The organism is Paenibacillus sp. FSL K6-2862, assembly GCF_038005125.1.
GTDB classification, from domain to species: domain Bacteria; phylum Bacillota; class Bacilli; order Paenibacillales; family Paenibacillaceae; genus Paenibacillus; species Paenibacillus illinoisensis_A.
In genome coordinates this window covers 4,980,622-5,001,157 of record NZ_JBBOSN010000001.1, presented here as the reverse complement: position 1 = coordinate 5,001,157, position 20,536 = coordinate 4,980,622, and the positions used below count along the sequence as shown (strand labels likewise).

At 47.5% G+C, this 20,536-nt stretch carries 17 protein-coding genes; 9 read left to right on the top strand and 8 right to left on the bottom strand.

Features of this window, described 5'->3' with window-relative positions; translation table 11 throughout:
• Positions 1-191: 191 nt before the first annotated feature.
• The 3 genes from MHB82_RS22555 (at position 192) to MHB82_RS22545 (ending at position 4,548) form a co-directional block, all read left to right on the top strand.
• Positions 192-1,496 carry a hypothetical protein gene (locus MHB82_RS22555; protein ID WP_341175882.1) on the top strand — a complete coding sequence of 435 codons (1,305 nt, stop codon included), beginning with the start codon at positions 192-194 and terminating at the stop codon, positions 1,494-1,496.
• 224 nt (positions 1,497-1,720) lie between these two features.
• Positions 1,721-3,235 (top strand): AbgT family transporter, encoded by a 1,515-nt coding sequence (locus tag MHB82_RS22550; RefSeq protein ID WP_341175881.1) that lies wholly within the window; start codon positions 1,721-1,723, stop codon positions 3,233-3,235.
• Between the two features lie 56 nt (positions 3,236-3,291).
• Positions 3,292-4,548: an amidohydrolase gene (locus MHB82_RS22545; protein WP_341175880.1), complete on the top strand. Its 1,257-nt coding sequence runs from the start codon at positions 3,292-3,294 to the stop codon at positions 4,546-4,548.
• 132 nt (positions 4,549-4,680) lie between these two features.
• Here MHB82_RS22545 and MHB82_RS22540 read toward each other — a convergent pair whose 3' ends face one another.
• Together MHB82_RS22540 and MHB82_RS22535 are read right to left on the bottom strand one after the other, a co-directional pair.
• Entirely contained in the window at positions 4,681-6,267 is a 1,587-nt protein-coding gene (locus tag MHB82_RS22540; protein WP_341175879.1) for a choice-of-anchor I domain-containing protein, read from the bottom strand.
• 211 nt (positions 6,268-6,478) lie between these two features.
• Positions 6,479-7,261, bottom strand: a complete 783-nt coding sequence (locus MHB82_RS22535; RefSeq protein ID WP_341175878.1) for an SDR family NAD(P)-dependent oxidoreductase — start codon at positions 7,259-7,261, stop codon at positions 6,479-6,481.
• A gap of 146 nt (positions 7,262-7,407) precedes the next feature.
• Here MHB82_RS22535 and MHB82_RS22530 point away from each other — a divergent pair, with 146 nt between their 5' ends.
• On the top strand, positions 7,408-8,301 hold the full coding sequence (locus tag MHB82_RS22530; protein WP_110821901.1) for a LysR family transcriptional regulator: 894 nt from the start codon (positions 7,408-7,410) through the stop codon (positions 8,299-8,301).
• Between the two features lie 212 nt (positions 8,302-8,513).
• Positions 8,514-8,957, top strand: a complete 444-nt coding sequence (locus tag MHB82_RS22525; protein WP_095359617.1) for an Hsp20/alpha crystallin family protein — start codon at positions 8,514-8,516, stop codon at positions 8,955-8,957.
• A gap of 117 nt (positions 8,958-9,074) precedes the next feature.
• Here the strand turns inward: MHB82_RS22525 and MHB82_RS22520 are convergent, their stop codons facing one another.
• Together MHB82_RS22520 and MHB82_RS22515 are read right to left on the bottom strand one after the other, a co-directional pair.
• Positions 9,075-9,629: a DUF1697 domain-containing protein gene (locus MHB82_RS22520; protein ID WP_341175877.1), complete on the bottom strand. Its 555-nt coding sequence runs from the start codon at positions 9,627-9,629 to the stop codon at positions 9,075-9,077.
• A gap of 109 nt (positions 9,630-9,738) precedes the next feature.
• Positions 9,739-10,389, bottom strand: coding sequence for a hypothetical protein (locus tag MHB82_RS22515; protein ID WP_110821902.1), 651 nt, complete (start codon positions 10,387-10,389; stop codon positions 9,739-9,741).
• Positions 10,390-10,869: 480 nt separating this feature from the next.
• Here MHB82_RS22515 and MHB82_RS22510 point away from each other — a divergent pair, with 480 nt between their 5' ends.
• Entirely contained in the window at positions 10,870-12,504 is a 1,635-nt protein-coding gene (locus MHB82_RS22510) for a DUF1593 domain-containing protein (RefSeq protein WP_341175876.1), read from the top strand.
• A 102-nt stretch (positions 12,505-12,606) separates the two neighbouring features.
• On the opposite strand, the gene MHB82_RS22505 is transcribed toward MHB82_RS22510, so the two are convergent.
• Both MHB82_RS22505 and MHB82_RS22500 read right to left on the bottom strand, forming a co-directional pair.
• The gene (locus MHB82_RS22505) at positions 12,607-13,170 is read right to left on the bottom strand and encodes a TetR/AcrR family transcriptional regulator (RefSeq protein ID WP_095359613.1); all 564 of its coding nucleotides are present in this window, start codon (positions 13,168-13,170) and stop codon (positions 12,607-12,609) included.
• The gene (locus MHB82_RS22500; protein ID WP_341175875.1) at positions 13,163-14,377 is read right to left on the bottom strand and encodes an MFS transporter; all 1,215 of its coding nucleotides are present in this window, start codon (positions 14,375-14,377) and stop codon (positions 13,163-13,165) included. The genes MHB82_RS22505 and MHB82_RS22500 overlap by 8 nt, the downstream gene beginning before the upstream one ends.
• Positions 14,378-14,593: 216 nt before the next feature.
• On the opposite strand from MHB82_RS22500, the gene MHB82_RS22495 reads away from it, so the two are divergent.
• Complete coding sequence (locus MHB82_RS22495; RefSeq protein ID WP_341175874.1) at positions 14,594-15,400, top strand: alpha/beta fold hydrolase; 807 nt, start codon at positions 14,594-14,596, stop codon at positions 15,398-15,400.
• A 24-nt stretch (positions 15,401-15,424) separates the two neighbouring features.
• On the top strand, positions 15,425-16,408 hold the full coding sequence (locus MHB82_RS22490) for a sensor domain-containing diguanylate cyclase (protein WP_095359834.1): 984 nt from the start codon (positions 15,425-15,427) through the stop codon (positions 16,406-16,408).
• 115 nt (positions 16,409-16,523) lie between these two features.
• Here MHB82_RS22490 and MHB82_RS22485 read toward each other — a convergent pair whose 3' ends face one another.
• On the bottom strand, positions 16,524-18,011 hold the full coding sequence (locus MHB82_RS22485) for a right-handed parallel beta-helix repeat-containing protein (protein WP_341175873.1): 1,488 nt from the start codon (positions 18,009-18,011) through the stop codon (positions 16,524-16,526).
• A gap of 341 nt (positions 18,012-18,352) precedes the next feature.
• Here MHB82_RS22485 and MHB82_RS22480 point away from each other — a divergent pair, with 341 nt between their 5' ends.
• The gene (locus tag MHB82_RS22480; RefSeq protein WP_341175872.1) at positions 18,353-19,009 is read left to right on the top strand and encodes a DUF2625 family protein; all 657 of its coding nucleotides are present in this window, start codon (positions 18,353-18,355) and stop codon (positions 19,007-19,009) included.
• A gap of 137 nt (positions 19,010-19,146) precedes the next feature.
• On the opposite strand, the gene MHB82_RS22475 is transcribed toward MHB82_RS22480, so the two are convergent.
• Positions 19,147-20,493: an MFS transporter gene (locus tag MHB82_RS22475; protein ID WP_341175871.1), complete on the bottom strand. Its 1,347-nt coding sequence runs from the start codon at positions 20,491-20,493 to the stop codon at positions 19,147-19,149.
• Between the last annotated feature and the right edge of the window lie 43 nt (positions 20,494-20,536).

The following is a 20,536-nucleotide window of genomic DNA, read 5'->3' as shown; positions in this document are numbered from 1 at the left end:
CCAGTGTATACAACAATTGCTAAACGAACGTAAGGAATGGGTTAACTAAATGTAAAATTTACGATTATGATGCATAATCAGGAATGAGAGGGTGTAAGCAATGGCTGAAATGAAGAGGTTTACAGCGGAACCTCAGTTCGGTATGATTTTTGTATTAAACAATGCTGCGTTGGACAAGGGGATGTGAGTGCATGTACCGAATCGGAATTGTGGGGCCGAAGCCGTCCATTGAGCGGACCATGCGTGCGGTGGAGGGGCAGGATCTGGAAGCTCATTTTGAGCTGTATCCCTATGAACACGCACGCGAGACTGGCGAGATTATTACGAGGAATCGCGAGAAAGTACACGGGTGGGTGTTTACGGGTCCCATTCCTTATCTGACAGCCCAGGACGTCTTGCATGAAAAAGAACATGCCATCTACTGCCCGCCTACCGGGGCAAGCCTGTACAAAGCCATGCTGCAAGCCATTTATACACTGGATAATCCGGTCAAGGAAATCTCCATTGATATGACGGGGAATGAAAGCTGGGGGCTGATGGACAGTCTGGAGGAATTGAATGTCTCGGATGAGCAGCTGCGAAAATACGTTTTTTCCACCGATTATGATGTCGAAGACATGATCCAATTCCACGTTCGTCACTGGGAGGAAAGGCGGACCAAGGCGGCTATTACCTGTCTGTACGCTGTATATGAAGGCTTACTTCAGAGAGGGGTCCCTGTCTTCAAGATCGATTCCACCAAGCTGGAGACAGTGCAAGCGGTACGAATACTGATTGAGCAGATTCGCAGTTCTGCATTCAAAGATAGCCAGATTGGCGTGTTAATGGTCGAGATTGAAGGGTGGCATGCAGTCGGTGAACAATCGACGGAACGGTATCAGCTGCAGCATATGGAGCTCAAGATCAAAGGCATCCTGCTGCGTCATTGTGAGCAAATCGACGGTTCCCTCCACCAGGATGGTACAGGGCGATATCTGATGTATGGTTCCAGGGGCGGAATGGCCCGCAACATGGAATCGCTGCATACAGCGATGCACCAGCTTGAGCTGGATACGGATCTGCTATCCTTTGCGGGGATCGGGTTTGGTGAGACAGCATTTGATGCAGAGCGTCACGCCCGGAAGGCGATCCAGTATGCCAAGGACGATGAAGCTGGACGTGTGATTGTCTATGAGACGGATGGGACGATTGTGGAGGCAGCGGGTGAGGATCAGGAATTATCCTATGAGATGTATTCAAGTGACACCGAATTGCTAGAACAGTTGAACAAGGCAGGGGTAAGCATCCGTACCTTTCAGAAATTAAAGGCATACATACGCCGAATGGGCAGAGAAGAATTCACGGCCAGTGAGCTGGCATCAGGATTATCAATGACCATCAGGCACGTACAGCGGATTCTCGGCAGTCTTACGGCATTCTCCTTGGCTGAAATCACGGGAAATGAGCTCAATACCCGCAGAGGACGGCCAAGTAACCGATATCGGCTGCTGCGTTAGATTTACGAACATAGAATCGAAATAAGGATACCGATGATGCAACCTTAGTTCTCATGTCCACTCCTGGCGGACATGTTGAACCTGGATGCAGATCGGTATTTTTTATGTTTAGTGTCAAAATACATAACATAAGTATTGAGTTTTGTATGGAGTTAATTATATAATGTCCTAAAATTACGACATTTTCGTTAAATGTACGTTAATAACAGTCAGGGGGTATTTGCATGGTGAAAGCGGAAAGGCAGGAGAGTACAGGACTTTTTGGTTGGGTAGAGAAAGTGGGGAACAAGCTTCCCAATCCGTTTTTATTGTTTATCTATCTCATTGTTGCCCTGATGATTGCTACCCTTGTACTGTCGTTCTTTAACGCGACAGCACATAACCCGATTGACGGAGAGAAGGTTCAGGTCAAAAACCTGCTGAGCCGAGAGGGAATACAGTGGCTGCTGCCGAATGTGGTAAAGAACTTTGCTGATTTTAAACCGCTTGCTTCGATTCTGGCATTGGTACTTGGTATTGGTTTGGCTGAGAAAGTCGGTCTTCTGGAAGTGGTCATGCGCAAAATGGCTGTTCGGGTACCCGCCCGCTATGCCAGCTACCTTGTCATTTTCATTGCATTCTTCAGTCATGTGTCATCAGATGCAGCGCTTGTCATCATGCCTCCGCTCGGAGCATTAATTTTTCTCGCTGTAGGCAGACATCCGGTTGCTGGATTGATCGCAGCCATTGCCGGAGTTGGTGCTGGTTTCACCGCAAATATGCTGATTGTGACTACGGATGTATTGCTGTCAGGCATTAGTACCGAAATTGCCGCCTCGGTAGATCCGAGTGTGGGTGTTACGGTCTTGGATAACTGGTACTTTATGTCCGCTTCTGTCATTGTGTTGACACTGGTCGCAGGTTTTATGACCGACAAATTCTTGGAACCACGACTGGGCAAATATGAAGGGGAACGTGTGTACAAGCTGGAAGCTCCAACACCTGAAGAAAACCGGGCACTGCGTGCAGCTGGTATTGCCGCCCTTCTTTTTATTGCTGTCATCGCGTTTATGGTGGTACCTTCGAATGGCATTCTTCGCAACCCGGAAACAGGCAGTGTGATGGGTTCGCCTTTTCTTGCAGGGATTGTGCCTGTCATTTTACTGTTCTTCTTCACCGTAGCACTGACTTACGGCATTAAACTGAAAGTGATTCGGAACCAGAATGATCTGCCGAAATTGCTGATTGAACCGATCAAAACGATGGCAGGTTTCATTGTGATGGTCTTCCCGCTATCCCAATTCGTGGCGATGTTCAACTGGAGCAACATGGGTAAGTTTCTGGCACTCACCATCACGGATTTGCTTGAAAAAACAGGCATTAACGGTATCCCGGTGGTGATCGGATTAATCTTCCTGTCTGCGTTACTAACGATGTTTATCGCAAGTGGATCTGCGATCTGGTCCATTCTGGCTCCGGTGTTTATCCCGATGATGATGCTGCTTGGATTCCATCCGGCGTTCACTCAAGTCATTTTCCGGGTATCCGATTCGGTTATTATTCCACTCGCCCCGGTATCGCCTTTTGTGCCCTTGTTCGTCGGATTTTTGCAGGAGTACCGCAAGGATGCCAAGCTCGGAACGTATTATTCCTTGATTTTGCCATATTCCATTGCATTCTTCTCCGTCTGGGTCGTCATGGTCATTCTCTGGTACGTCTTCAATCTGCCACTTGGCCCGGGAGTTCACCCCAGATTATAGAAGATCGACTGATTCGGAAATAAGAGAGTTGAGAGAGTTAAGAGAGGGGAACCGATATGATCGACATTATTGCGCTTCGCAGAGAGCTCCATCAATATCCCGAATTGGGATTCACTGAATTTCGTACCGCTACCAAAGTTGTACAGATGTTAACAGCGTTAGGCTATCGTGTGACGTATGGAAAAGATGCCATTGATGACACGTCCCGGCGGGGGCTGCCCAAACCGGAAGTGCTGGAAGACGCCTATCAGCGTGCTCTCCAGGAAGGAGCAGAGCCCGCTATAGTGGAACAGATGCGCGGCGGATTTACCGCTGTTGTCGCCGAGCTGGATGGAATTCAGGAAGGGCAGACAACGGCATTTCGCTTCGACATGGATGCACTGCCCATTCGTGAAAGCGGACAGGACAAGCACGTACCGCAGTCCGGGCAGTTCCGCTCAACCCATGAAGGCATTATGCATGCATGTGCACACGATGGTCATACCAGTATCGGTCTTGCGCTGGCAGAACGGTTAAGCGACAGACAGTTTGCCGGGAAAGTTCGGCTGTTATTCCAGCCTGCAGAAGAGGGAGTACGCGGTGCGTACGCCATGGTGGAAAAAGGCATGCTGGATCAGGTGGATCGCCTGTTCTGCATGCATCTCGGCACTGACGTACCATCCGGTCATGTCCAAGGGGCTTCCGCCGGTTTCCTGGCAACGACGAAGCTGGAAGCGTACTTTACGGGGGTATCCTCTCATGCGGGAGCTTCACCTGAAGAAGGGCGGAATGCGCTGCTTGGTGCAGCAACTGCCATGCTTAACATTCATGCCCTGCCAAGATTCAGCACAGCCGATACACGCATCAATGTGGGCATTTTGGAAGGAGGAACTGGCGCGAACATCATTGCCGAGCACGCTCGCATGGTGATTGAGACGCGTTCCACGAAGGAAGAAACGAATCTTGAACTGGAGCGGCGCGTGCGTCAGATTCTGGAGCATAGTGCAGCCATGCATGAGTTAAGGGTTACCGTTGAGATTGTAGGCGGAGCTATTCCGATAAGGTGTGATATGGAACTTGCGGAGCTTGCCGTGAAGAAGGCAGAAGGAATATCCGGAATAAAACATGCTGAAGCGATCTCGGATGGTGCTGCCCTGGGAAGCGAGGATGCCAGCTATATGATCAAACGCGTACAGGAGCAGGGTGGACTTGCCACGTATATGATTGTGGGCAGCAACCTGCCTGCACCCCACCACCATCCTGAATTCGATATCGATGAAGCGGTACTCGCTCCGGCGGTGGAATGGCTGGAACGATTGGCTCGCAGTGTATAAAGCAGCAGGGATGGCACGTTAACAGGCAGCAAAAAAGGACATGGGAGCGTGATGCTCTCATGTCCTTTTGAGATTTCGTGGACTCGATATGTATCAGGCAGCTGCTGGAACCACTGCCTGATGCAAGCTGGACTATTTTTTCTCGAAGAAGCTAAGTGTCCCCGTGCTCTCATCCGCACTTACAAATATGCTGCGGCCGTTAACCCGGTGGATTCCTTCCGGTGACTCACCAGCTGTCGGAATCAGACCGAGGTAGGCCGGGTTCACCGGGTCAGCCAGATCGAAGAACAAAATGGCATCGGCCCGTTCAGAGGCTACGGCAGCATAAGTTGTGCCGTCTACAGTGGATACCGTCAGATTCTCGACCTCACTGCCTTTGTTGGGACTGCGATCATCCGGGTACAAACCAACCCTCGCGGTTGCTTCATCGATCAGGTTTTGGCTGTCATATACCCGCTTGCCCTGCAAATTCCAGACGGCAATATTACGTCCGCCTGCTTTGACACCATCGTCAAACTCATCTTTGCCCAGGTCGCCTTCATTGGCTGTCAGCACGTATTTGCCATCGGCAGAGAACGCAATACCGTCTGGCTCATAGCGAGCTGTCAGGCTCTCGGTGAACTTAACGACACCGTCATCGTTCAGATCAGCTTGATGTGAGGTGGTACCGAGCGAGAAGATCGAGCTGATCTGTTTCGTTTGCAGGTCGATGATGGCGATGACATTGTTCTCCTGCAATGTAACAGCAGCGGTTTTGCTGTCTGGGCTAATGGCAACATACTCTGGCTGCGGGTCATGCGGATAGCTTGCTCCCCTCACCTCTTCCAGAGACACAGGCAGGTTGGTTACCTCTCCTTCAAGGACGTTTCCGCCCGTAAAGGATACAATCATGATGCTGCCAGGACGTTTGGCATTAGGGTAATCGATCTCGTCCGCAGCTTTGTTCAGTTCCTCATCTTCAATTGCAATTACGGCGTGCAATCCATCCGGGGACAATGCAATGGAGTCTGGTCCGATGCCAAGCTCATATGTCTTCACGGTTTTGTAGCTTGCAAGATCAACAATGGCCAGTAGTCCCTTGTTCGCCTCGGTATCAGTATCGCCGGTACGAATAACGGCCAGACCATATTTGCCGTCCTTGGATACGGTTACACTAGTTACCTCTGCTTTGTCAGAGAGATCATGGAAGTTGATTGTTTTTAGAACGTTCACGTTGTTCAGATCAGCAATATCCAGGACGGAAATGCTACCATTGTCTGCTTCAGTTACGAGCAGGCGCTGACCGTCCGGGGTAGAGGCAGCGATTTCGGCTTTGCCACTTGGCATCTGGAAGTCCGCTGTCTGTTCAAATCCGGTTTTATTTTGGCTCAGGATCACCTGATCCGTAATCCGTTTCAACGTTTGTGGGGAAACGTATGTCGTTCCTTTCGTAACATAACTTTTGCTGTCCAGCTGCGTTTGCACACCGTTAATAGTAGCTGTATTTGTTTCGACCGGGAGCTGTACTTGGACATCACCCAACTGGATGTCGGCACTGCGACTGCTGCTATCCCATGTGATGGTTCCCTGCATATTTTGGATGGCTGTTCGTAGTGCGACATGATTATTAGCAGATTCGGATGCGCTTGCCGCATGAACCATCGATGCGTAGCTGGTTGTGCCTGCGCCAAGTATAGCTGTCATGGACAAAACGGCGAGCCATTGATTTCTCTTTTTCACAGTTCCAGATCCCCTTTACCGTTTCATGGTTGATAGTATGTATAATTGCTTTAGTATAGGGGCGAATTGTTAAGCCGAAGTTAGCGAAATAAAGTATTTGTGTAAAAATATCGAGTATTTACATCCAAGTGAAAGAAGCCTACTGGCAGAGCTGAGCTCTGTCCAATAGGCTTTACTTGATCTATGGGAACCATGTGAAAATGTACAGACTTTAGAACCAGCGGCTCAGGTCCGGATAGCCGGTCGTTGCCCAAGCTCCATCCACGATGAGGCTGGAACCGGACACATATCCTGCATCGTCGCTCGCAAGGAACAGGGCAGGTCCCGTCATTTCTTCCGGCTGTGCAGCACGTTTCATCGGAATCCGTTCCATGTAGGCTTCTTTGATATCTGCATTGGAGAGCAGTTCTGCAGTTAAAGGTGTATCGATGAGACCCGGTAGAATGGCATTGACACGAATGCCGTTATGCGCCATTTCGAGTGCTCCATTCTTGGTAAGCATTTCGACGCCAGCTTTGGCAGAGGCATAGGCCGATCCGGCATACATGGGTACGTGGGAGTTGAGGGAAGCCACGTTTACGATGGCTCCGCCACCATGCTTAGCCATCTCAAGGGCTTCATGCTTCATGCTCAGGAAGACACCTTTCATACACAGATCCACCGTGAAGTCCCAATCTTTCTCCGATAGTTCAGTAATGACGCCTGCACGGGAGGCACCTGCAACATTAAAGGCCAGATCGAGTTTGCCAAATTGTTTGACAGCGGCACTCACCATTTCTTCAATATCGGTTTCAACGGTCACATTGGCTTTAACACCGAAGAACCGTTCCCCAAGTTCACCTTGGATGGCGTCCAGACGTTCTGTATTCAGATCAGCGGCAAGGACGGAAGCTCCTTCTTGGACAAGGCGTCTCGCAATGGCATATCCGATACCGGATGCTGCACCTGTAACAACCGCAACTTTACCTGCAAATCGATTCTCAAATGTATTCATATGTAGCACTCCTCTGTCGGTTAAAATAAAATGATTTCGCTTACATTCATCTTCAATCCAAGTATACTTAATTTTATGATTCATGTATATTTAACAAAAATTCACTTAACTTAAATTAAATTAATGTAGGGGTTGGGAGTTAAACGATGAACCTGGAACAAATGGTATATGTGCTTGAAGTTGAAAAGACCAAATCTATTACCGTTGCTGCTGCTGCATTATCGGTTACGCAGTCCACGATCAGTCAGGCGATCACACGTCTGGAGCATGAGCTGGGCATGCAATTGTTCAGCCGATCCCGTAACGGTGCGTATGTATTGGAACAGGCCAAGCCTATTTTGGACAAAATGAAAACGGTTGTCGATACGGTCCAAAACATCAAGGAGGATGCCCAGTATATGGGGGAGTCGATCCATGGAGAACTGCGATTGTCAGCCATCCCTGGAGGAATTCCGGGGATCATACCTACCATTGCGAGTATGAAGAAACGATATCCGGATCTGAAATTTGAGCTATCCGAAAGTGCTGCCCGCAACATTATCAGAGATGTACGGAACAAGCAGGTCGATCTTGGTCTCATCGCTCTATATACAGATGATATGGAGCAGCATCTGGAAGGATTGCGCTTTGTTCCGATTGATGAAGGGGTGATGCGTGCCTGTGTGAATCATACCAATCGCTTGGCAGGCAAGAAGTCGATCACCATGCATGAATTGAAAAATGAGACACTGGTGTTATTTAATGACGAATTGGTAGATTTGTTTGTAGGGGAGCTTTCACAGGCGGTGGGAGAGGTGAATGTATTGTTCCGAACAAACAATTCCGAAGTGGTCAATGCCGCCCTTGCCCAGTTGGATGCGGTGACGATCGGTCATGAATATTCATTCACACATGACAGAAGTGTCCTGCATCATGACTTCTCCATCCTGGAAATTGAAGGTGTTCAGCGTGCGATTTCCATTGGATGGGTTATGCGTGAGAGCAAATCGTCCAGCCTCATCGTCAAGCGGTTTCTGGATCGTTTCCAGTATGAAGGATAGCGTCTAATCATTCTCTGGAATGAGTCCAAAAAAGCAGGAAGGTCAAAAAAGGTCAAATTATAAGAAAAATGGATCTATTTTCAGGCAGCGGTTCATATTGAAGAAAAATCATTTTTTTTCGCCTCTTGCGTATTTTGAGCATCATCCACGTGAGGATTATAATAATCCATGTAAGCAACAACAAACCAATCACATATAAGGAGATGATGTTCATGTTTGATCTGATGCCGTTTCGTAAACGAAATGAAGACCTGTTCGGACACATGCTGAAATCCTTCAATGATATGGTTGACAGCCCGTGGCTTTCTCCCTTTGGAACCGGCAGCCAGCCATTCCGGACGGATATCCGTGAAGAAGATGGGAAATATTTGATTGAAGCTGATCTGCCTGGTATCGCCAAGCAGGATATCGATATTCAGGTGCAGGGCAATGAACTGATGATCCGTGCGAAACGTAATGAGTTCCATGAACAGAAGGATGATTCGAATCGAATTATTCGGCAGGAGCGCCGCTCTGGTGAATTCCTCCGGCGTTTCTATGTGGAACATATCGATGAGGAGAACATTAAAGCCCGATTGGAAGATGGCGTGCTGAAGCTTGAAATTCCGAAACGTTCAGGAGACGATCATACGCACAGACGTATTCAGATCGATTAATGATTTTACATGCAGCAGCTTGGTATCCCTTAAGGCAGACAGCATGGAGAGACATCCGTCAAGATATTCCTCCATGCCATCCCTTGGGGGATTTTTTCTATGCCGAAGTTCGTATTATCACTCAGCCGCAGCCAGCATGAGCTTATAAATTTGGCGTGTCGTGTTGACGTTCCTGACCGTCATATATTTATAGATAGAGGAGCCGACAAGCTTGTTCATCCCGCTGCGCGCGGCATCTTCTCTGCTTACTGAATACAAGATGGCACCGGTAACGTATATCAATGTGCCCACTTCCGGTTTGAGGGGCAGCTTGTCCAATACGGAGACGTCATTGACTTCATCCCACAGAAACATCACGTCACTCTTCGCCTGCTCGTCATTCGTCCATTCCTCCGGCAGCGCCTGAAGCACGGTCTGCATTTCTTCCATATTGCGTACCACGACACGGATCTCCAAGCCGAACTCAGCAGTAATGGCCTGCTCCAGTATCCTGGATATCTCAGCGTTAGCTTGAATGCGTTCCTGATGATCGGCGAAGATAATGTTGCCCGTATTAATGTAAGTTACAACATCCTGCATGCCTGCTTGCTCAAATGTTTCTTTCAGCTGCTTCATATTGATCTTATTGTTACCGCCTACATTAATCCCCCGAAGCAAAGCAACATAAATCATGGTCTTCCCCCTTGTTCATCAGAGATAAATTCTGTATGCAAATTCCAACACATATTATTAATTCGTTAGCGAAGCGATTTTCAATCTCGGTTATTCTCATTCCTAAGGTTTAACGAAGTGATAAATATTCAACCAGATGTGCAGTGTACTCTGGGCCGAGCAGAGCAATCAATAAAGGTTCTATATGCTCCAAATATTCAGGTTTGGTTTCATAGGTCTCTTCATCCTTCACTTCTCCGCCGTAAGCGCGTGCCGCTTCAATCAGGATGGCGAGTGCAGTGAACAGAGCAGACAATGAATCAGCAATACGCCGGGGCTCTCCGCCTTCAAAGGCAGCATACACCGGTGAGTTTGCTTCGCTTGTATCCACAATCAATGGATCATCATTGAAGTTGGCAATAACGACATGATTTGCTTTCCAGGAGGGTGACTCCACATACGGCTCATTCATGCCAATCCATCGGTAACCCTGCTGCTGGCGGTGCAGATGTTCGGGGGCAACAAAAGATAACAGGGCTGCATCGCCAATTTCCACGGCCGCACTTTTCATTTTGAGTGTTCCTTCAGCTTTTGTATCTCTCATCTCATAATGGGTGTACAAATACACAAGCTCAGGTGAGAGAGGTATACGCTTGTCCACTTCTGGCTGGTTAGGTTGTTCACGAGGGCGCAGATCATGTTGTTTGAAAAGTCCATAAGCTTCATTGTATAAATCCTGCTGTTCAACAAACTGTTGTAAGGCAGCATCCAGTTTTTGCATGGTTTTAATTCCTCCTGATGTTATAAATGTCGCGCTAGTACGATGTATAGGATCCAGTCATCATAGAAATTATACTATATCAAAATGGGAAAAGCTTACAACCTGTTATGGTGGGAGTCGGTGGAATGTCCCATAACTAGGACAGGGCCAGCGGCTAAATATTTTAATGGGGAAAACAGCTTGGGTGTAACGGAGCAGAAGGGATATTAAAGCGGACTACTTAAGATCCATTTTGGTATGAAATCCAGAAAAAGATCATTGAATACGTTTACATCAATAAATCAACATGCTATACTTTTTTTCAAATAAGGATTGTTACTGTTTCGGCAGGCAAAACCTGAACATCAATATGCGTGGACTCTGTCCATGGCGTATTCATGTTTGGGTTTTTTTGCATTCTACGGTCCATATTAAGGAATAGGAAAGCGCGCGCTGGTCATTCCCACACACATCATGCTAAACGAAAGAAAGGGGAACATCATGAACAAGAGAAAATGGCTGAATGTATTCGCTGCAGGTTTTATCAGTAGTATTCTGGTGATTAGTGGATGCGCATCCAAAACACCTCAAGCGGCAAGTGAGACACCGAACCAGGCAGCAGAACAGGAAGAAAGCAATAATCAGGAAACGACAAAGAGTGAAACAGCTAAAGGAAGGACCGTTATTACGACCGATGGTGAAGTTGATGATATGAACTCGGTCATCCGTTTTTTGCTGTATTCCAATGAAATGGATCTGGCCGGCATTGTGCTGACCAGTTCGGTTTATCATTACGCAGGTGATAAAGAAGCGGGAATTGAACCATTCCGTTGGACAGGTACACAGTGGGTATACGATATGATCGATGCTTATGGTGAGATTTATCCGAACTTGTCCAAACACTCGGATGGTTATCCGGAACCCGAGCAGCTTCGTGCCATGACGAAAATCGGGAATATCTCCGATAAAGGCGAGATGGAGAAGGAAACGGAAGGCTCCGAATTTCTTCAGTCCCTTTTCCTTGATGATGATCCTCGTGATCTGATTGTTCAAACCTGGGGTGGCACCAATACAACGGCAAGAGCGCTCAAATCTATTGAAGAACAGTACAAAGGTACGGCAGACTGGGAAACCATCCGCAAAAAGGTCAGTGATAAACTGGTGCTGTACATCATCCTCGACCAGGATGACAGTTATAACGAATATATTGCGAAGAACTGGCCGGACATCCGCATTCTGAATGACCAGTCGAACTTCTGGCATTTCGCGTATGCGTGGAAGATGCATGCCGAAGAAGTAAACAGCAAGCTGCATGGGGACTGGATGATCAAAAACATTCTGGATGGACATGGCAAGCTGCTGGATATGTATGCTTCCATGGGTGATGGCAAAATGATTGAAGGCGAGCTGGACGAAGAACAGCGCGGAAGTGACGCGTATCTTAAAAACAATCCGCAATATGATAAATACGACTTTATCTCCGAGGGGGATTCCCCTTCGTTTTTCTATCTGATTGATAACGGACTTCGCAGTATGGAGGATCCTTCCTACGGCGGTTGGGGCGGACGATTCGGCGCAGTGAATGACAAGCTGTTCAGAAACAATGTGCTCGATTATGATCCGTATACGAAACGATATGAGGCCGAGTATTCCCTGATGAGATGGTTTGATGATATTCAGGACGATTTTGCGGCTCGTGCAGACTGGGCTGTTGCAGATACCTATGAAGGAGCCAACCATAACCCGACGCTGACCATTAAGGAAGGACTTGATCTGTCCGTTAGTCCGGGTGAACGTGTGAGTCTGAATGCCGAAGCGAAGGACCCGGATGGCGATCAATTGACCTATAAATGGTGGAGATATTTTGAAGCAGACACGTATGAGGATGCCAAACTAGAGCAGAACCAAGTGCAGAAGGAAGTTGTAGGAGACCTGCTGCTTGGATTGCATCGGGAGCTTGCGAAGGATGAACAGGTAGATACAATCAAACTGGAAGGCAGTGACACGAGCACGGTGACATTTACCGTCCCGGAGGATGCCAAATCCGGAGACACGATTCATATCGTGGCCGAGGTACAGGATGATGGCGAGCATCAGCTGAAGCATTATCAACGTGTCATTTTGACTGTGAAATAACGAAGACAAGCTCGCGTCAAAAGAACATCACAAAGAGGAGCGGTCTCCATAGTATAGACATGGAGATGCGCTCCTCTTTGCTTGCAAAATAGACCAACTTTACTAGCGGCGTATGCCTGTCCAGAACACATTCCAGGCAATGGCGAGCGCGTGTTCATAAGATTGTCTGGTCTCATATACGAGCTGTACATCCAGTCCATCCAATAGTGTGACATAAGCCACCGTAGCTTCGTCAGGGTTCAGACGGATGTCCTCATGTTTGGCAAACACGGCGGCGAGCTCGGCTTTGAGCGTGCCAAGATATGTTCGATACTGCGCGAGGACAAAATCATGCACCTCAAGCGGAGTGATAAAGGACAGAATGTACATAAAAGCCACATTCGGATGTGTCAGGAATCTGTTTTTATGGTCAAGCAAAAAGTTGTACAATTGCTGCTCCAAGGGCAGTTCATTTGCTTCCAGGAAGAAATTTTTGACAAATTGCTGTTCCTCCTGAACCACTTCCTCATAGAGTTCAAGCAGCAGCGCCTTTTTGGTCGGATAATGATAAGCAAGGGATTGCTTGCGAATGCCGGCCTCTTCGGCAATCTGCGCCATCTTGGTTCCCTCGTAACCCAGACGATTGAAATGTTGGATGGCAATGTCCTTGATCCGTTGTTTACTCAATGTCTACCTCCAATGAATAATCTTCAGCTCTCCGTTGTTTACGGGAGTATACCAGATATAACAGGATATATACCACAAAAATGCCTATGGCAATATCATACACCACTGTATAGGAAAATGCTGAAGCAATCATACCAAGCAGCAGTGAACCGCCGCCAATACCCAAGTCGAAGAAATTGAAGAAGGAAGCCATGGCATTCTCATGTTCATGCTCGTCCACCAGATTGACGCACCAGGTCTGAATCGCTGGGAAAATGGCACCGAATCCGAATCCATACAAGGCACCGGCAATGAGGAAGTGCATGTCATTTTGAGCGATGGTCAGTACGAACAGTCCCGCGATCGCAAATACGGCAGATGGCAGCAATACGGAACCCGGACCCAATCGATCGAACATTTTCCCCGAGAACAATCGGACCACAAAACTCGCAATAGCCACGATGAAGAAAAACCAGGCTACGTTATCAAATCCTCTCTCTGACGCAAACAAGGCTACAAAAGACATGATCGAACCGGCAGCCACACCGACTAACATAATCAGTAAAGAAGGAAAGAGTACCTTTCTTTCGATTAGCTTCACCTTAGGTGTATGGGAACCCGCTGGGTCTGCACCTGATGCTGTTTTGGGTTTTCTCGATACAAATATCGCCATGATCAGAGCGAGAAGCAGGATGCACATCCCACCCATGAACAGACTTTGATAATTGTATTTGTACAGAAGACTGGTTCCGATCAATGGACCAATGGAAATGGCCACGGTCTCTCCTACACCAAAATACCCCATACCTTCGCCTCTGCGATCTTTGGGTATGTTTTCTGTAGCAATCGTTGCAAAATATGTCGTTGCCAGACCAAAACCAAACCCGTGGATAACCCGTAATATTAAAATCATCCAAATACCTGACGATAGGTAGTATGAGCCAGTAGTTAATGCACATATGATTATACCGATGAGCAAGAGAAACTTTTTGTCCATCTGTGATGCAAGTACCGACGTGAAAGGGCGAACCAGGATGGCTGAAAACATGAATATGCCTGTCACCAGACCAATCTGAGAAGCATCCCCACCAAGCGTTGAAACGAATAGAGGTAAGGTGGGTAACAGCATTTCAAAGGCCATGAACAATAAAGCGTTAGCCAGCATGATGAAAATAAAAGATCTTCCCCACAATCTCTGAGGCGTATTTGCAATTCCAAGGGTAGTCATCCATCTTCCTCCACTTTTTTATCTTTGCCGCGCGACATGTTGAACTGATATTACCTGACGATGGTCAGATTGTAAAGAGTTTTATAATTTGCAGAAATGTGAATCTAGTTCACGATTTCATCAAGTGAATTAATATTTTTAATTCATATTCCAACATTTTCCGATATAATAACCACATGTGAAGTGAATGGAAAATACCTCAGAGAGGTGAGTGTAATGACAGTTGATGTCCTTGTACGCAACAATGTAAAAGTGCTTGGTTCGGGCAGCAGAACGATTGTCTTTGCTCATGGGTTTGGATGTGATCAGGACATGTGGCGCTATATCGTTCCGGGTTTTATTGAAAACTATCAAATTGTTTTGTTTGACTATGTAGGTTCAGGCCAGTCGCAAATCAATTATTACGATGCGCATAAATACAGTGATTTGCGTGGATATGCTACGGATGTTCTGGATATCATGGAAGCGCTCCAATTGAAAGAGGCTATATTCGTTGGGCATTCTGTCAGCAGCATGATTGGTTTGCTGGCATCGATTCAAGCGCCCCAATATTTTAAAAGCATCGTGATGCTGGGGCCATCTCCGCGATATGTGAATGACTTGCCGAATTATTATGGGGGCTTCGATCGCCGTGACATTGATGAATTGCTCGAAATGATGCAGTTGAATTTCATAGGCTGGGCAAGTTATTTGGCACCGATCGTGATGCAGAATGCAGAACGGAAAGAGCTTACGGAAGAGCTGGAGAAGAGCTTTTGCTCCAGAGATCCGCATATTGCTAGGCAATTTGCCGAGGTGACATTTTTGTCCGACTGCCGTCAGGAGCTGGAACAGGTATCTGTACCTACTTTGATTCTTCAATGCTCCGATGATAGCATTGCCCCGGTTGAAGTGGGCGATTATCTGCATGCTCATCTGAAGAACAGCATGCTGCTGCAGATGACCGCCAAAGGACATTACCCTCACTTAAGTCAACCGGAAGAGACCATTCGGTTGATTAAGAACTATCTGACGAGCGCATAAAACTCAGAAGAAAGGCTGTTATTGATGGATGCACAATTAGATTTTGCTCCCTGCGGGTACTTCTCCATTTCTGACTCGGGGGTCATACAATCAGTCAATCAAACCCTGCTGACGATGCTGGGTTATGAACGCAGCGAGCTAATGGGACGACATATTGAGTCCACCATGTCGGTCACCAACAAGCTTTTTTTCCACACCTATTTCTATCCGTACATTCAGCTGTACGGCCGTGTGGACGAGATGTACTTTACGTTTCGCACCAGTAATCAGCAGGATGTTCCGGTTCTGCTTAATGGGATTCGCCAGACTCGTGACGGAGAAAGTGTTGTAGACTGTGTGGTTGTGGTCATGCGTAAACGGATCGAACATGAGAAGGATATTTTGAACACGAAGACGAAGCTGCAGGAGCTCTATCAAGCCACGCATGAAGCAAACAAGGAGCTTGAACGGCTGCACGAGGAATATGAAGTGAAGCAGCAGGCATTAATTAAAGTGAATGACCAGCTGGAGACGATGGCTTCTACCGATCTGCTCACTGGACTCAAAAACCGCAGATTTTTCCAGCTGAAAATGCTTGAAAGTTTGGAAGGCTACCGTGCCACCCAGCGTGAGTTCTCGCTGCTGGTCGTAGATATTGATCATTTCAAAAGCATTAACGATACTTATGGACATCCGGTGGGGGACCTCGTACTTGGCAATCTGGCAGGTCTGCTGCAGTCAGTATCCAGAAGTACGGACGTTGTGGCTCGTTATGGTGGGGAAGAATTTGTGATTATTCTCACGGATTGTTCGGCAGAGCAAGCAGTGATTACAGCCGAACGATACCGTACTCAGGTGGCTTCTGCGGATTGGGGAGTCTATAACATCACCATAAGTATTGGTGCAGCGACGGTTGCAGAGGAGGATACGGATCAGTCCTTGTTCCAAAAAGCGGATATGGCCCTGTATGCCTCCAAAACCGGAGGGCGCAATCGGGTGACCCATGCAGCTGGTTTAACCCAAAGCTAAATTCTTATTCTTATAACTAATGATGCAGTAAAAGTAGAAAATAACCGGACAGGATAGGGACACCCCTATACCCGATCCGGTTTTTGATTTTCTATCCTTCTCTTAGTCTCTTCTGTTACCTGGTTGCAAGGTAACCATAACCTTCTGCCGGTGATCCGGACTGGAGATTGAAGTCTTCGCTGGTTTCGTTCATGAATGCCGGGTTTATATAACGTGAGTGTGTGTCATTGCCGGAGTCCTTCATGTAGGCTGGAAAACCGGAATACCCTTCATTTTTCCAAACCCACAGGGCATCTTCCTCTGCAATCGGGGTGTAGTATATATTTTCATCTAGCAGATTCCCTGAATTACTGCTGTATTCATTGTAGATGAGCACACCGGAGCTGCCTGACACGACAATGTTGCGTTTAAATGTGTTGTTCTTCGTCATGGCTTGCACGAACAGCTGCCCATTGCCTGCGCCCAAGGTGTCATTTTGAAACAGGGTATTGTACATCACCGTGCTGTTTTCGGTAGACCCCCGCTCCTCGTCATATCCTCCCATGGCAATGCCCGTCAGTCTGTTGTGATAGATCAGGTTATCCTGCACGGTAATATGGCTTGTGGAACGCCCGGCATGTTCGGATGCGATTTCGATGCCAATATCGTTACGGTAAACCCGATTCTGGTCGATCATATGATCTGTACCCCCATCGACATAGATGCCCCCGGCCGAATGGCTGTCATTCGGAAGGTTGGTGCCGTAGGAAGGATTGTAATTGGACGTAATATCGTATACTTCGTTACCTCTTACAATTCCATTTCGGGCCCGATCATACTTGTCATCTGCAGAAATCTTTTCATATCCAATCAGATCGATGCCGATGTTATCCGTGTCATGGATGGTGTTGTCCAGTATGGAAAAAGTGTCTACATTTCCGTTAACAGCGAGTGACTCGCTTGAACCTAGCACGAGATCATACAATTCATTATCCTGGATTAGAATATCCTTCAATGCTTCGGGGTGTTCTGTGCCATAGATAGCAATGCCGTGTGCATCTCTACCTGTTAAGTCTGGTCCTTCGGGCTGCACGTTGCTGGCGATAGCGTGTACGGTATTTCCTGAAATTTGGATGTGTTCTCCAGCTCCATGCACATAAATTCCGACGGGTACTTGGTCTGCACGTGCTGTGGTGAAGTTGCGAATCTCAAAATTCTGAATTGTGATGAAGCTGGCATTCTCCACTTCAATCAAGCCTTCAAGTCCATTTACAGACAGACCTTTTCCGTCAATAATGGCTTTCTCATTAGGATAGCTGGAAAAGGTGGTAGGCTTAGTGGAGGAATGGCCGCTCCGGGTGATTTTGACTTTCTGCTGATACACGCCCTCTCGCAAATAGACCGTACTCCCTGGCGTGGCATGTTCAGAAGCATGCTGCATTGTTTTCCAAGGGGATTGAATAGTACCGCTGTTTGCATCGTTACCTGAAGGTGATATGTAATAGAATTCCTGTTGGCCGGATCCGTCAGTAGGAGCAGGAGTTGGAATAGACGAAGCCTGCTCCTGACAACCCGCTGACAGCAGCATCAGAGCCAGAAAGCAAATGTGAACTGCACGAAACAAAGTATTTCCTCCTTATGAGTAGCTGTGAAGTTTTGATTATAGCAGATTTGAATGGTGAAATATGCCATGTTATGCTGATAGAAAGGTAGAATGTGAGTGGGGAATATCCGATCCTTATTGCTCATTCTGGAAATTTGGGGTACGAGGATTGCGTACATGTGGCCGATTCATTGCCTGAGTTGTGTAGGGGAACCGATGAGATTGAATGATGAGTCCGACTTTACGCGAGTAGGGTAGACTGGACAGCGAGAATAGTGAAGTGTTAGACGGATTTGGTCACGGAAAATGGATGAAAGAAAGCTAGTATGAACGATGAATCGATACTTGGAAGGAGTAAAGATATGCAAACATTATCTGCAGATGAACTATTGGATCGGGACAATCACGCGTGGGAGGAACTCAAGGAACTACTGGATAACGGGCAAAATACATATGAGTATGTTTCCGCACGACCAGAGGATGGAGCAGATACAATCTATCGTCTTCAGGTGAGCACCAAATCCTATTTGGGTGCTGTTGCTTACGAGACGGAAGGAATGGTGATTGATCACGGGTGGATCACACTGCTGGGTGCAGGCGGTGAGAGCGTATTTGGAAGTCTGACGAGTTGGAACGGTGTGAGCGACGAGCCCTGCGTAAAGGCACTGGAGGGCATGATGGTGGTTGCCTATGATGTGGCAGGTGGATTTTTTGCGCTGGATACCGGCAAATTCGGTGGCACTGGAGAGATATACTATTATGCGCCGGATGCCCTGGAATGGGAATCGACGGAGCTTGTTTATTCGGAATTTCTGAACTGGCTGGCAGATGGTGATTTGCAGCAGTTCTACCAAACCTTCCGCTGGGACGGATGGCAAAGTGATCTTGGTCAGCTTCAGAGGGGACAAGTATTTGCCTATTACCCGCCTCTGTGGACGAAAGAAGGAAGTGGAGAGGGCAGCAGCAAAGCTCCTGTATCGGTGGAGGAAGCCTGGAAGGCAGCGCAGGATGGAAATTAATAAGGAACTTGAACCCAGAGTTTGAATCGATACGAATGACTCCGTACTGAAAGCTTATCGAAACAAACAAACAGCCCGCATACCGTGCGGGCTGTTTGTGATATTCATTTTATAAAATATCATTCTAAAGCATTCCATTATTTAGCTGTACTACTCTGACTCTGTACAACTCCGGAATGAGAGGCTCTGTGATGCCACACAACGATAACAAGCGAGACAAGACAGATGAAGAGCAGACATCCATAAACAACGTGATAGGCTTTCTCTACCGAAACGCCCGGAATGCTGTGTAACAGCAGTCCGCAGACCGCCACAGACATCGAACCACCGAAAAATTGAATCAGCTGAAGCATGCCCATACCTGCTCCGATCTGCGTCTTGGGCAGAATGCGGGACGTTTCGTTATTCAGTGAAGCCATGGAGGCGGAGAGTGCGGGCGAGAAAAAGAGATAGCCTGCGGTAATAATAAAGGCGGACTGATTCAGTCCGAGCATAAACAGGGCAAGTACAGCTGCAAGCAGCACATGTCCAATCATCAGAAAGCGCATGTTGCCGTAACGGTCGATCCAGCGTCCTACAAAACGGGTGCAAAAGGCCGCGACAATGGCTCCCGGAGCAATGAGTAAACCAATCGTGAGCGATGAACGCCCGAACAGGTCGGCAAGGACAAGCGGCATTAAAAACAGATTACCCAGATTAACGACCAAAATGCAGAAGCCAATGAGAATCAAACGTGTATATCCTGGCGTTCGGAATACATCCGGATTGACAAACGGAAGGCTTGCTTGGCGGATGTACCAAATATGAGCCACCAGAGACAGAACACCGATGGCAAACCAGATCCAGGACTGCTGGGTAATCGCGACCAGAAGCGTGATGGCGTTAATGACCGTTAACACTGCCCCGATCATATCGAAAGGGTTGTCTGGGCTTGGTGTTTCACGCGGCAGGAAGTAGAGCAATACAGGTAGTGCAAGCAGGACCAGCACAGTTATTGCAAAAAGACCATTCCATCCCCAGTATTCGCTAATGAGTCCGCCCACAATGGGACCCAGCCCAAAAGCCATGGCACTGCCTGAAGAGATGAGGGCAATGGCGGCTCCGCGGCGTTCCAGCGGAATGTAGCGGCTGGCAATCACAAGACCCAGCCCGGCCATAACCCCTGCACCTGCGGATTGCAGAATGCGCGTCAGCAGCAGGACGGCGAAGTTATGTGCGAATAATCCAAGTAACGAAGATAAGCCCAGAATCAGCAATCCGATCGTTAGCAGTTTGCGCACCGGGACCCGATCGGATAGCCGGCTGAAAATGACGGTCGATAATGCGTAACCAATAGAATAGCTGGAGATGACCCATGAGCCCAGGTCAGATGTAATTTGGAGATCGTTAATAATAACGGGTAAGGATACATTAAACATGGTGGTGTTCATCACAACAATGAACAGACAGCATGTCCAGAGAGGCATTACAATTTTATCTTTCACATTACCATTCCTGTCTATGATTGAGTCAACCTATATTGAAAAT